At 66.6% G+C, this 12,135-nt stretch carries 15 protein-coding genes and 2 riboswitches; of the genes, 5 read left to right on the forward strand and 10 right to left on the reverse strand.

Annotation, left to right across the window (positions count from 1 at the left end; translation table 11 throughout):
* Positions 1 to 2: 2 nt before the first annotated feature.
* Positions 3 to 1,037, reverse strand: coding sequence for a cobalamin biosynthesis protein CobW (gene cobW, locus ACRECX_RS04855; protein ID WP_431557688.1), 1,035 nt, complete (start codon positions 1,035 to 1,037; stop codon positions 3 to 5).
* Positions 1,034 to 1,453: a DUF1636 family protein gene (locus ACRECX_RS04860; protein WP_431557689.1), complete on the reverse strand. Its 420-nt coding sequence runs from the start codon at positions 1,451 to 1,453 to the stop codon at positions 1,034 to 1,036. The genes cobW and ACRECX_RS04860 overlap by 4 nt, the downstream gene beginning before the upstream one ends.
* 96 nt (positions 1,454 to 1,549) lie before the next feature.
* Positions 1,550 to 1,737, reverse strand: a riboswitch (cobalamin riboswitch).
* Positions 1,738 to 1,800: 63 nt separating this feature from the next.
* Positions 1,801 to 2,004, forward strand: a riboswitch (cobalamin riboswitch).
* 36 nt (positions 2,005 to 2,040) lie between these two features.
* Between ACRECX_RS04860 and ACRECX_RS04865 the strand changes: the two genes are divergently transcribed.
* Genes ACRECX_RS04865 through ACRECX_RS04880 form a run of 4 tightly spaced genes read left to right on the forward strand, consistent with a single transcriptional unit; the run spans position 2,041 to position 5,285 of the window.
* The gene (locus ACRECX_RS04865) at positions 2,041 to 2,664 is read left to right on the forward strand and encodes a HupE/UreJ family protein (RefSeq protein WP_431557690.1); all 624 of its coding nucleotides are present in this window, start codon (positions 2,041 to 2,043) and stop codon (positions 2,662 to 2,664) included.
* Positions 2,665 to 2,683: 19 nt separating this feature from the next.
* Entirely contained in the window at positions 2,684 to 3,208 is a 525-nt protein-coding gene (gene cobU / locus ACRECX_RS04870) for a bifunctional adenosylcobinamide kinase/adenosylcobinamide-phosphate guanylyltransferase (protein ID WP_431557691.1), read from the forward strand.
* On the forward strand, positions 3,205 to 3,822 hold the full coding sequence (gene cobO / locus ACRECX_RS04875) for a cob(I)yrinic acid a,c-diamide adenosyltransferase (RefSeq protein WP_431557692.1): 618 nt from the start codon (positions 3,205 to 3,207) through the stop codon (positions 3,820 to 3,822). Before cobU ends, cobO begins: the two co-directional genes overlap by 4 nt.
* Positions 3,823 to 3,824: 2 nt before the next feature.
* Positions 3,825 to 5,285 (forward strand): cobyric acid synthase, encoded by a 1,461-nt coding sequence (locus tag ACRECX_RS04880; RefSeq protein ID WP_431557693.1) that lies wholly within the window; start codon positions 3,825 to 3,827, stop codon positions 5,283 to 5,285.
* On the opposite strand, the gene cbiB is transcribed toward ACRECX_RS04880, so the two are convergent.
* Entirely contained in the window at positions 5,269 to 6,234 is a 966-nt protein-coding gene (gene cbiB / locus ACRECX_RS04885) for an adenosylcobinamide-phosphate synthase CbiB (RefSeq protein WP_431557694.1), read from the reverse strand. The two genes, ACRECX_RS04880 and cbiB, sit on opposite strands and share 17 nt — an antisense overlap.
* Between cbiB and cobD the strand changes: the two genes are divergently transcribed.
* On the forward strand, positions 6,233 to 7,243 hold the full coding sequence (gene cobD / locus ACRECX_RS04890) for a threonine-phosphate decarboxylase CobD (RefSeq protein WP_431557695.1): 1,011 nt from the start codon (positions 6,233 to 6,235) through the stop codon (positions 7,241 to 7,243). The genes cbiB and cobD overlap by 2 nt on opposite strands.
* Here the strand turns inward: cobD and ACRECX_RS04895 are convergent.
* The 7 genes from ACRECX_RS04895 to ACRECX_RS04925 all read right to left on the reverse strand — a co-directional run bounded on the left by ACRECX_RS04895 (position 7,240) and on the right by ACRECX_RS04925 (position 12,134).
* A complete protein-coding gene (locus ACRECX_RS04895; RefSeq protein WP_431557696.1) occupies positions 7,240 to 7,485 on the reverse strand; it encodes a hypothetical protein in 246 nt (81 codons plus the stop codon). The genes cobD and ACRECX_RS04895 overlap by 4 nt on opposite strands.
* Positions 7,440 to 8,105 (reverse strand): diacylglycerol/lipid kinase family protein, encoded by a 666-nt coding sequence (locus ACRECX_RS04900; protein WP_431557697.1) that lies wholly within the window; start codon positions 8,103 to 8,105, stop codon positions 7,440 to 7,442. Before ACRECX_RS04900 ends, ACRECX_RS04895 begins: the two co-directional genes overlap by 46 nt.
* Positions 8,106 to 8,170: 65 nt before the next feature.
* Positions 8,171 to 8,392, reverse strand: a complete 222-nt coding sequence (locus tag ACRECX_RS04905) for a hypothetical protein (protein ID WP_431557698.1) — start codon at positions 8,390 to 8,392, stop codon at positions 8,171 to 8,173.
* A 139-nt stretch (positions 8,393 to 8,531) separates the two neighbouring features.
* Positions 8,532 to 9,305: an extensin family protein gene (locus tag ACRECX_RS04910; protein WP_431557699.1), complete on the reverse strand. Its 774-nt coding sequence runs from the start codon at positions 9,303 to 9,305 to the stop codon at positions 8,532 to 8,534.
* Between the two features lie 361 nt (positions 9,306 to 9,666).
* Positions 9,667 to 9,828: a hypothetical protein gene (locus ACRECX_RS04915; RefSeq protein ID WP_431557700.1), complete on the reverse strand. Its 162-nt coding sequence runs from the start codon at positions 9,826 to 9,828 to the stop codon at positions 9,667 to 9,669.
* A gap of 64 nt (positions 9,829 to 9,892) precedes the next feature.
* Entirely contained in the window at positions 9,893 to 10,630 is a 738-nt protein-coding gene (locus ACRECX_RS04920) for a hypothetical protein (RefSeq protein ID WP_431557701.1), read from the reverse strand.
* 112 nt (positions 10,631 to 10,742) lie between these two features.
* Complete coding sequence (locus ACRECX_RS04925) at positions 10,743 to 12,134, reverse strand: selenium-binding family protein (RefSeq protein WP_431557702.1); 1,392 nt, start codon at positions 12,132 to 12,134, stop codon at positions 10,743 to 10,745.
* Position 12,135: the final 1 nt, after the last annotated feature.

Consider the following 12,135-nt stretch of genomic DNA (forward strand, 5'->3'; position numbering starts at 1 on the left):
CGTTACCCGGCGAGCGACTTGGCGATCGTGGCGCGGTCGAGACCTTTCAGGCCTATGACGACGAGGCTGCCTTGGCGCGCTTCAGAAGCGCCCCAGAGCCTGTCGTAATAGTGGCTGACCCGCGGGCCGACCGCCTGAATCAAGAGGCGCATGGGCTTGCCGTCGACCGCGGCGAAGCCCTTCACCCGCAACACGCTGTGGGCCTCGGCGAGACGCGCGATGCGCTTCGCGATGGACGCCGGATCGCTCACCTCGGCGAGCGGCACGACGAAAGAATCGAAGTCGTCGTGATCGTGGTCGAGCTCGCTGTCGTGGTGCGTCATGCGATTGTCGATGTCGTCCTCTGTGCCGACGCCAAGGCCCAGCAGCGCCTTGGGGTCGACCTTGCCGTCGGCCACGGTGACGATGCCGACGGCGCGCGGCAGCGCGTTCGTCACCGCCGCCATGGCTCTATCCAGGCCCGAAGGATCGAGCAGGTCGCGCTTGTTGAGCACCACGAGGTCGGCGCAGGCGATCTGGTCCTCGAACACTTCCTCGATGGGGTCGTCGTGGTCGAGCGCCTGGTCCGCCGCGCGCTGGCGCTTGAGCGCGTCGAGATCGGCGGACACTTGGCCGTCGGCGAGCGCCGCGCCGTCGACCACCACCACCACGCCGTCCACCGTGACCCGGCTCTTGATCGCCGGCCAATGGAACGCCTGCACGAGAGGTTTCGGCAGGGCGAGGCCCGAGGTCTCGATGACGATGTGATCGACCCTAGGTTCGCGCGCGAGGATCTGATCGAGCGCCGGCACGAACTCGTCGGCGACGGTGCAGCACAGGCAGCCATTGGCGAGCTCGACGATGTTCTCCTCTGGGCATGAAGCGTCGCCGCAGCCTTTGAGGATCTCGCCGTCGATGCCGACATCGCCGAACTCGTTGACGATCACGGCGAGCCGCCTGCCGTTGGCGTGCGCCAGCACGTGGCGGATGAGCGTCGTCTTGCCCGAGCCGAGAAAGCCGGTGACGATGGTGCAGGGGACGCGGACCAGCGAACTCATTCACGCTCCTCCTCAAAGCCGATGGGCGGCATGCGGGCGATCAGCCCGCGCTTCAGGATTTCGGGGCGGCCGCGCCAGGGCAGGATGCCGTCTTGGGCGCGGGCGAGGAGCCGCGCACCTTCGATGAGTGCTGGCGCGTCCCGGTCAGGTTCGAGGCCGCCGAACACGTAGGCCCAGGCGCCGTCGCAGCGCATGGCGGCGCTGCACGGCCTGGAGCAATTGGCGAGGCATTGCACTTGGCACACGGCGACGCCCGTACCCTGCGCGGCTTGCGCGGTGGCGCGGGCGAGCGCAAGGCCGGGCCGCGGGCCATCCTCGGGATCGTCAGGACGGCGGCAGGTGATGCAGACATAGACGGTCGCCGCGGCGAGCGTCGCCGCCTCGTCCTCGTCCGCGTCGATTCCGGTGAGAGTCACCCCTTCCAAAGCCGCTCCTCTGGCCTGCGCTTGGGGTGCTGGGCGGCCGCAGCGCGCAGCCAGGGTCGCTAACCGCCGCCGAGGCACCCCGCCCGGCAAGCGACCAGATCGACGGTAGGTCTCCTGGCTCGCGGGTCTCAGCCCTCGCCGCCTTCCCGGGTGTTCCCCAGTGGCTCTGGCTTGGGCTCGCCGCTTACAGTTGCGGGGGCAGCCGCGGAATTGGATCGCTCCGTACCGCGTTCCCTGTTTGCTCTCATCGAGCGACCGCCGATCAGGCACTTAAGGGGGCCGCAGCCGCCTTTGTCAATGCGGCGCCTCGGGCCGCTTGCGCACGGGCGCACCGCCGCTATAGTCGCCCGGTCGTCGGTTCCCGCATTCCGTGGGACGAGAAAGGGAACGCGGTGAGGGGAAACCCCTAAATCCGCGGCTGCCCCCGCAACTGTAAGCGGCGAGCACCCCTCCGTAAGGCCACTGGGCTCTGGGCGCCCGGGAAGGCCGAGGGAAGGCGTCGACCCGCGAGCCAGGAGACCTGCCGGCGGCATAACCTAGAACCGCGCCCTCGGGTGGAGGGCGCAAGGGGGACCTAGATGAACGCTTCTCTGCTTGGCCGTATCGCCTTCCTCGCCATTCTTTGCCTCGCCGCCTCGCCGGCCTCGGCCCATCACGTCATGGACGGCGAGATGCCCTCGACCTTCGCCCAAGGCCTGTTGTCGGGCCTTGGCCACCCGGTGATCGGCCTCGACCACCTCGCCTTTCTCATCGCGGTCGGCGTTGCCGTCGGCGTCGGCGGCTTGAGCCTTGCGCTTCCCGTGGTGTTCGTCGCCGCGTCCGCGCTTGGCGTCGCCTATCATATGTACGGCTTTGAACTTCCCGGCGCCGAGCTGATCGTCGCCGCCTCGGTGGTGATTCTCGGCATTCTCGTCGCTTCGGGCCGCGCACTCCCGCTCGCTGCTTGGGCTGCTTTGTTCGGCCTCGCCGGCCTCGCCCACGGCTATGCCTATGGCGAATCGATCTTCGGCGCCGAACCCACCCCGCTTTTCGCCTATCTCATCGGCCTCGTCGTCATCCAGAGCGCGCTGTCCGTCGGAATCGCCATGCTGTGGCGTATGAGCGGCATGACTGTCTCCGCCGTCGCACCGCGGATCGCCGGCGCCGTGGTGGTCGGCATCGGCCTCGCGGCGCTGCTCGGGCAGATCATCCCCGAAGCGTGATGCCTCGATGACAACCGCCATGACCGGGGGCGGGGGCGTGACCCTGGTCCTCGGCGGCGCCCGTTCCGGCAAGAGCCGCTACGCCGAGAGCCTGATCACGGCGCAGCCGCAGCCTTGGGTCTATGTCGCGACCGCCCAAGTTCGCGACGACGAGATGGCGGCGCGCATCAAGGAGCACAAAGCGCGCCGCGCCGCAGGCTGGCAGACTATCGAAGCGCCGCACGAAGTGCCGGAGGCGCTGAACGCGGCGCCGCAAGGTGCTGCTATCCTGGTCGACTGCCTGACCTTGTGGCTGTCGAATCTGATGCACGCCAAGTTCGACATCGACAAGATGACAGTGCTGTTGGAGCAGGCGCTGGCAGCGCGGAGCGGCGCGACGGTCCTTGTCTCGAACGAAGTGGGTCTCGGCATCGTGCCGGAGAATGCGCTTGGGCGTGAGTTTCGCGACAGGCAAGGCGTGCTCAACCAGCGGCTCGCCGCGGTCGCCGACCGGGTCGTGTTCATGATCGCAGGCCTGCCGAACGTTGTGAAGGAACGCCCATGACCAAAGCAATCGACGACAAAGAGGCCGAACGCCATCGCGCCAAGATGGCGAAGCGGAAAGAGGTTCAGGACGAGGAGGTGGCCGGCAAGACCTTGGAGAAGGGCCTGCTCATCGTCCACACCGGCACCGGCAAGGGCAAATCGACGGCGGCCTTCGGCCTTGCGCTCCGCATGCTGGGCCGTGGGCGTCGGGTCGGCGTCGTGCAGTTCGTCAAGGGCGCCTGGCACACCGCCGAGCGCGACGCGCTGGCGAAGTTCGGCGACCAAGTCGCCTGGTACTCCATGGGCGAGGGCTTCACCTGGGAGACCCAGGATCTCACACGCGACATCGCCGCCGCCGAGCGCGCCTGGGCCAAGTCGCGCGAGTTGATGGACGACCCGAGTTTCGCCCTCGTCATTCTCGACGAGCTGAACATCGCGCTCCGCTACGACTATCTGCCGCGGGATCAGGTGATCGCCACCTTGAAGGCGCGCCGTCCCGATCTCCACGTCGTCGTCACCGGGCGGAACGCCAAGCCCGACCTGATCGAGGCCGCCGACCTCGTCACCGACATGACCCTGGTGAAGCACCACTTCGCCGCCGGCGTGAAGGCGCAACCCGGCATCGAGTTCTGAACGTGACTGCCCGGGCGCTCATGTTCCAGGGCACGGGCTCCGATGTCGGCAAATCGCTGATCGTCGCCGGCCTTGCCCGCGCGCTCGTTGCGCGCGGGCTGAAAGTGCTGCCGTTCAAGCCGCAAAACATGTCGAACAACGCCGCAGTCACCGCGGATGGCGGCGAGATTGGTCGCGCTCAGGCGCTCCAGGCGCTCGCCGCACGCAGGCCCCCAAGCGTGCACATGAACCCCGTGCTGCTGAAGCCGCAAAGCGAGATCGGCGCGCAAGTGGTGGTGCAGGGCCGCGTCTATAGCACGGCCAAGGCCGCTGACTATCAGCGCCTCAAGCCCGAGCTGATGCTGTTCGTGCAGGACAGCTTCGCGCAACTGAAGCAGGAGGCGGACATCGTCCTGGTCGAAGGCGCCGGCAGCGCGTCCGAGGCCAATCTCCGCGCCAACGACATCGCCAATATGGGCTTTGCCCGTGCTGCCGATGTCCCGGTGGTGCTGATCGGCGATATCGACCGTGGCGGGGTGATCGCGAGCCTGGTCGGCACTAAGGTCGTGCTCGCGCCGGAGGATGCGGCGCTGATCGAAGGCTTCCTGGTCAACAAGTTCCGCGGCGACCCGGCGCTGTTCGCCGCCGGCATGGCGCAGATCGCCGAAGCCACGGGCTGGCAGCCGCTCGGCCTCATCCCGTTCTTTCCCGAGGCGCGCAGCCTGCCTGCGGAGGATGCGCTTGCTCTCGACGGCGCGCGGCCTGAGAAGTCGGCGACGCGGCTCAAGATCTCCGTGCCGATCCTGCCGCACATCGCCAATTTCGATGATCTCGACCCGCTCGACGCGGAGCCCGCCGTCGGCCTCGTGCGCGTGCGGCCTGGTGAGGCGCTGCCTGGCGACGCGCCCCTCGTCATTTTGCCCGGCTCTAAAGCGACCATCTCCGACCTTGCCGTGTTGCGCGACACAGGCTTCGACATCGATATCGCCGCGCATGTGCGCCGCGGCGGAACGGTGCTCGGGCTATGCGGGGGCTATCAGATGCTCGGCCGCACCATCCACGATCCTGCAGGCATCGAGGGCCCGCCTGGCACGGTGCCGGGGCTTGGGCTGCTCGACGTGGAGACGACCTTGACCGGCGACAAGCGCCTCGAGCCGGCGATGGGCGCGACCTTCGATGGCGCGCCGTTCTCCGGCTACGAGATGCATATGGGCGTGACCGCAGGGCCTGATCGCGCCTGCCCCTTCGCCCGCCTCGCCGATGGGTCGCCCGAAGGCGCGCTATCCCAGAGCGGCCGGGTCATGGGCACCTATGTGCACGGCCTCTTCGCCGATGACCGGCAGCGCGCCGGCTGGCTCGCCCGCTTCGCCGCGGGTCCTGCGCGAATCTCATACGAATCCGCTGTGGATGCGATCCTCGACCGCCTCGCCGCGCATTTGGAAGCTCACGTCGATGTCGATCGTCTGCTTACAATATCGCGGTAAGCGCCGCGAGCACGAACACGATGGCGATGAGCAGTCCGTCGGCGCGGCTGTAGAGATTGAGCGCCGCCTGGATGTCCGCCGCCTTCGCGTCACGCCTCCCGTCGCCGAGCCACGCGCCGTCGGTCTCCTTGCCATCGTAGCGGCGCGGCCCGCCGAGCGACAGCCCGAGCGCGCCGGCCATGGCCGCTTCGGGATAGCCGGCGTTGGGCGAAGCGTGCTTCGACGCATCTCGCGTCAGAGCAGCCCAAGCGCCGCCCGCGGACGCGCCGCCCGTCATCGCCGCGGCCGCGACGATGAGGAGAGCCGACAGCCGCGAGCCCGGCAGATTGACGAGATCGTCGAGCTGTGCCGCCGGCTTGCCGAAGCTCTCGTGGCGCGGCGTGCGGTGGCCGATCATGCTGTCGGCGGTGTTGATCGCCTTGTAGACCGCGCCGCCGGTGAGGCCTGTGAGCGCGATCCAGAACACCGGCGCCACGACGCCATCGGAGAAATTCTCCGCGAGGCTCTCGATCGCCGCGCGCGCCACGCCCGCCTCGTCGAGCGCCGCGGTGTCGCGGCCGACGATATGGGCGACCGCCGCGCGGCCCTTGTCGAGTTCCCCTCCCTCGAGCGCGTCGGCGACGTTCGCCACATGCATGTAGAGGCTGCGCTGGGCAATGAAGGCGCTGCACGCGATGCCGGCGATGATCAGCCCGAACGGCAAAAGGAGCAGCGCCGTCTCCACCGCGAAGGCGATGGCGCCGATAATCAGGACAATCAGGAACAGCGCGACGGCGCCTGCCTTGCGCCGCGTCTCTGGCTCGGCGTCGTCGCGGTTGAGGCGCTTGTCGAGGAACGCGATGAGACGGCCCATCCAGGTGACCGGATGGCCTATTGTCCTCATGATCCAGTCCGGGTAGCCGGCGATGAGTTCGGTCAAAAGCGCGATAAGCGCAAGCGGTGCGGCCATGATCCCTCCAAGCGCTCTTGAGCCGCTGTCCCATGGCGGCGATCTCGACGCGGCGCGAAAGCTGTTTCCCGGCGCGCCAGAACCTTTCCTCGACCTGTCGACCGGGATCAACCCCCATCCCTACCCCATCCCGCCGTTTGCCCCCGAGCTTTTTTCGCAGCTGCCGGAACCTGCCGCGCTCGAGCGCCTCAAGGCCCTCGCCGCGGCGTTCTATGGCGCGCCATCGGCGGGCAATGTCGTCTGCGCGCCTGGCTCGCAGATCCTCGTGGCCTTGTCGGCGGGGTTCGTGCCGCCGGGCCGCGCGATCGTCCTGGGGCCAACCTATGCCGAGCACGCACGGGCGGCGGAGCTTGCCGGGCACGAAGTGTCAACCGTCTCCGCGCTCGAAGCGCTCGGCGACGGTGATCTCGCCATCGTTGTCAATCCCAACAACCCGGATGGCAGGGTCGTCGCGCGGCAGGAATTGTTGTCGCTTGCCGCGCGCCTGCGCGGCAGAGATGGACTGCTCGTCGTCGACGAGGCGTTCATGGACGTGGGACCGAGCGAGGAAGGCCTGAGCAGTGCTGTGGATTGCGGCAACGTCGTCGTACTGCGCTCGTTAGGCAAGTCCTTCGGGCTTGCGGGCTTACGGCTCAGCTTCGCGCTCGCCGCGCCTGATCTCGCTGCGCGGCTCGGCGCCAATCTCGGGCCGTGGCCCGTGTCGGGCGTGGCGCTTGCCATCGGCTCGCGGGCGCTTGCGGATCGTAGGTGGATCGAGACGACTCGAATCTCGCTAGCGGCTGCGGCGGCGCGCCTCAATACCATGCTTCAGGCAAACGGTCTTGAGGTCGTCGGCGGTACGGCACTGTTCCGCCTGGTCCGCACAGACGAGGCATCGCTTCTCTTCGACCGGCTCGGCCGTGCCGGCATTTTCGTGCGCCGCTTCGCTTACGAGCCCCAATGGCTGCGATTTGGCTTGCCCGGCGCAGAGCCAGAGTGGCAGCGCCTCGAGGCGGCGCTTCGCGGTTAGGCCTCGCTCTTCGGCACGCACACGCGCAAGCCGTCGCGCTCGATCTCGACGTGGATGTTGCTCTCTAGCTCGGGCGCATCGAACACCTCGTCGTCGACGCGCAGCGGCCCTTCACGCCAGACCAAGGTTGCTTTCCGCGCCTTGATCTCATCGAGCGGGATCGGCGTGTCGTCGGGCTCCGCCGTCAGCCAATCGATCAGTTTCTTTCTGTGCTCAATCGGGAGATAGACGATGTCGAGCAACTGGTCGGCTCCGCCGCCGGACTGATCAGGACGCGCGGGCCCGTCATGCCGACATTGAGAATCTCCACGAAGAGAAAATCGCCTTCGATTTTCCTGCCATCTGCCTCGAATGAGACGTGCCGTGGTTCTGCCTCGGCGAGGATGCCGGCAAAGTAGTCGCGTCCCCACTCGATTTTCCTGTCCCGCGAAAGCTCGGGGCCGTCACAGCCGACCGCTTTGGCCAGAGCGCCCCAGCCAACCGATTCGAGGAAATGCCATTTCCCCCAGGGTCCGGCGGCGCCGCCGATGTCGAGCCGCTTGACGGGCGCACCGCGCAGAGATTTGACGACAGCCTCGACCTTTCCGGTTATGCCGAGACTGCGGGCGACGTTGTTCGCCGTGCCGAGCGGAAGGACGCCAATAAGAACCTTTCGGTCGGGAATGCTCCGCGCAACCTTGCTGATGGTGCCATCGCCGCCGGCGACGATTACGATCTCGGCGTCGCCGCGCGCCAGCGCCTCTTTGTAGGCGTCGTCCTTTGAGGAGAAATAGCTAGTCGAGAATCCGGCGTCATCGAGGATCGCAAGAAGCGCCTCTGGCGTTGGCTGGCCCGAGCCGGCGGACGGATTGTGAACCAGCAAGGCGCGCATCGCCCAAACAACGCACGCGGCGGCGCTGCCGTTCCGTCAGGCCTGAGGCGCCTTGGTTAATGGGCCCAGCGACGATTGTAGTGCTCGGCGAGCTCGAGATTGCCTTGCGCTTCTTCCGGCAAGAGTCTCGCGATCACCCCCATGGCGAGCTCGACCGAGATCTCGCTGCCGCCGCACTCCTTGAGCTGCGCGCGCAGCCAGCCATAGACCTCTTCGTCGCCGGCCTTGAGCCCGACAGCGATCTCTTCAAGCATTTGCACCAACGATTCGGCTGCCATCGTGCCCCTCCATTCGAACCAAGCCCGACGGGCTTATGGTTGCGGTCACGCGCTCCTGGTGCGATTCCCCCACAGCAATCATACTGCGTCTTGCGCGGACGCGAAGTTGCCTTAGGGCCACAGTCCCGGCTTTTCTCCGCTATTCGCCGCCAGGCGGCCCCACGAACGGGATGGGCTTGATCGATGCGGTGGAGAGAGCATCCCCCTCTGCCGCGGCAAAGAGACCATCGCGCAGCACTGGCCGGCAGTAATGGCGCCCCTTGGAGACGTTCGTGACGAGCAGGTCCACGTGGATGTGGTTGTAATGGTAGCGGTCGCTGCCGGGGCCGAGCACGGTATAGAACTCGGCGCACGCCCCGGTGAACACCTCGCGCAGGAAGGCCTTCTCCCGCGCATCGCCGCGCCACCAGCCCTTCACCACAGTGATCTCCCGGCCGTTGGCAAGCCGGAAGGCGGCGATGTCGATGGCGTTGCCATAGGCATGTTCCGACAGATGCCCTCTGCGGCTGCCATTGCGGCCGCGGCAGCTATAGGAGGCGATCTGCCTCATGCCGACCACCGGCTGGCCGAACTGGCGGTGGGCCGCCTTTTGCACGGAACTCTGCATCCAGCGATCGAGGCTCGCCGTCAGCGGGCAGTTGACGGTGGCGGGCGGCGAGACCGCAACCCTGCCGCCATTAAGTCCTGACACCTTAAGCGCTGCGCCGATCCCGCAGGCGCTTGGGCCGGAGACGCGGGAGGCATTCTGCACATAGGCTGAGGCGCGCACATACCCCGCGGCAAGGCATTGCGCCTCGGTCTTGTCGCGCCAGGCGGCACGCTCCTCGTACGGGACGCCGCCACCGCCGCAACCCTCGACGCAGACCACGACCGCGAGCAATGCGGCCAGATACGCAAACCGTGCCCCCACCATGCCCGGTACGATGCGAGAAAGGGTCTGAAGATTTTCTCAATGCCGCGCGTGCCAAAACAAGAAGGGCCGCCCGCGAGGGCAGCCCTTCCATTGTCGGCCGCGGTCTTAGGAGACCGTACCTTGAAGCGTCGTTAGGCGCTCGTGCCTTGGACCTCACGAGAGGCGAGCGTCCAGGTCACATGAGCCTCCGACCGCGGGCTATGACAATGAGACACTGGATCACCTCCTTTCGATTGTTGCTGGGATGGACCGTCATATAGGCGCTCCAGCGCTGGGAGGGAACGCCAATTCGGCTGCCTATGCGATGGGAGACTGCAATAGTTGTATTTGCGGCCTGGCGCTGAAGGCGTGGCTTGGGCTCCTAATATCCGCCGCTCCGCTTCTTCGAGCACTTGCCGGCCTCGGCATTCCACGTGCCGCCGGCTGCCTCGCAAGCGGCCTTGGTCGTGTACTTGCCGGCGAAAGCGGGGATGGCGACCCCAAGGGTCATGGCGAGGGTCAGCACCGAAATGAGAACTTTCATGACGTTACTCCCGAGCTGAGCTGGAGGAAGTGTAAGCCAATCCTGCGGCCGGCCAAAGACAAGTCTACGAAAGCAGCAGCCATAGCCCCATGAGGATCAGCGCCGCGGTCCATAGCAGGTCGACATTGATCCAGCCGCGCGACAGGAAATCGAGCCCGACCCACTCATAGACGATCAGCGCCACGGTGCCGGTCGTGACGAGCATGGCGAGGCTGTGCACCAGGACGGCAAGCGAAGCGATGGCGAACGAGGTCATCGCCGGTGCATGTCCGGCATGCGCGCTGGCGTCGCCCGCATGCTCGAGCGGCAGCAGCACGGGGATTAGCATCATGCCGGCGCCGTGCGCCGTCGCCATGACGAACGACCAGACGCCGAGCCCGAGCAGGCCGGTCGTCATGCCGATGCGGAAGCGGTGCTTGTGGCCGTAGAGCGCGTGATAGAGGCCCCAGGCGATGAGGAGCAGGCCAGAGACGATCTGGAGCGCGCGTTCGTGGATCGCGAGTCCAAGCGCGCCCACCGCATAGACCACGACGGCTATCGCCAGCGCATGGCCGAGCGCGATGGGAATGAGCGACAGCAGGACCACGCGCCAGCTCTTGCGGTAGAGCCCGAGCGCCACGGCGAACAGCCAACCCATGGCCGGGTTGAGGCCGTGGAACGCGCCGAGCCCGATCAGGATCAGCCATGGCGTGAGACTCGAGGTGCCGGTCATGGTTGGATCGACTTCACCCCGAATCCACTCGTCATGCCCGGCCGAAGTGCCGGGCATCCAATAGGGAGGCGCAACAGCCTCCGAGTCCATCGAGAGTCACCATTGGATGGCCGGGCCTTCGCCCGCCGAAGCGATACTTGGAGAGATGCCGTGACAAGGCTTCGGCCCGCGTAGGCGGGACAAGCCCGGCCATGACGATTTACTACGGATAGCAATAGGAATCCGAGGAGCAGTCGCCGCCTTGCAGGCGTACCTGATGCGGCCGGTGGCTCTTCGGCCAGGTCACGAAGAATTTCTCGTCAAAGGCAAGGCCGCCATCGGCGCCCGCGTCGAGCTTCACCATCCAGCCGTCGATGCCCTCCGGATAGAATTGCGGATCGACCGCTCCATAGAGCGAATTCGTAAAGTAGATGCGCTTGCCGTCGCGGCTGATCTCGACCATTTGCGGGCCGCCATTGAGCGGACCGTTCGCCGCGGGATGTGACGCACGCGACACGATGCCGCCGATGCGCACTTTGCCGGTGAGCTTCGGCGCGAACGGGTCGCTCACGTCGTATTGGTGGAGGTCGCCAGTACCCCAACACGCCACGTAAAGGAAACGGTCGTCCATCGAGAGGTCGATGTCGGTGACGAGCGGCGGTACCGCCTTGAAGCCCTTGAGCAGCGGCGGCAGGAGGTCGGGGTCGGCAGGCTCTGCCGGAATGTCGATCACCTTCTTCACCGCCCATTTCTCGCCATCGCGATACCACGTCCAGATCGACGACGAGAGATCCTTGAGGCTCACGACGCAATTGACGAAGCCATAGGCCTTGGTCGGATCGTGCGCCGGGCGGAGCTCGAACACGAGCTGATAGTCGGGTCCGAAGTCGATCTCTTGCAGATGCTTGCGCTTCTGCAAGTCCCAGAAGTGCAAGCGCCGGCCATATTGCGCGCCAAGCAGGATCTCGGGGATCAGCCCGTTCTCCACCGTGTTGGGCGCGCCCCACTCGCTCGTCACCAGAGTGTCGTAACCGAGATGCCACCACGCGTCGTAGGCGAGCTGCTGCGGCCCGCGCTCCACCTCCCAGCGGCCGAGCAGGTCGAACGTCTCGGGATCCATGAGAAAGATGCCGCCCGGTGCATCGCCGTTGGCATTGCCGAGCGCGGAGACATAGATGCCGTCGGGGCCGCAATGCACGGTGTGCGGCCGGCTGTAGCCGGTGGCTTCGATCAGCTCTTCCGGCTCGATCACCCGGACGATGCTGGGTATCTTCGGGTCCGGCTTGGTGTCGATGATGTACATGCGCGAGGAGCGCAAACCGGGGACAATGAGAAAGCGCCGCTCCATGTGCGGGTGGGGCGCATTAGGGCAGAGACAGGAGCTGCACGCGTTCCAGCCATAGTGGTGCACCTCGTCGCCGGTCTTGGGCATGTCCACACCACCGACGATCTTCGCGTAGGTCGGCGAGCTCGGATCGACATCGACCACGGCGATCGAGTCGGGAACGTCGCGGTTCGGCGCGAAGGCGGCGACATAGGCGAGCGTTTCGGCCGGCGCCTTCGCCGCAAGCCGCGGCGAGGGATAGAACGTTGGGTCTGGCGTCCATCGCGTCATT

It is taken from the genome of Methyloceanibacter sp. (assembly GCF_050726195.1).
Lineage (GTDB): Bacteria > Pseudomonadota > Alphaproteobacteria > Rhizobiales > Methyloligellaceae > Methyloceanibacter.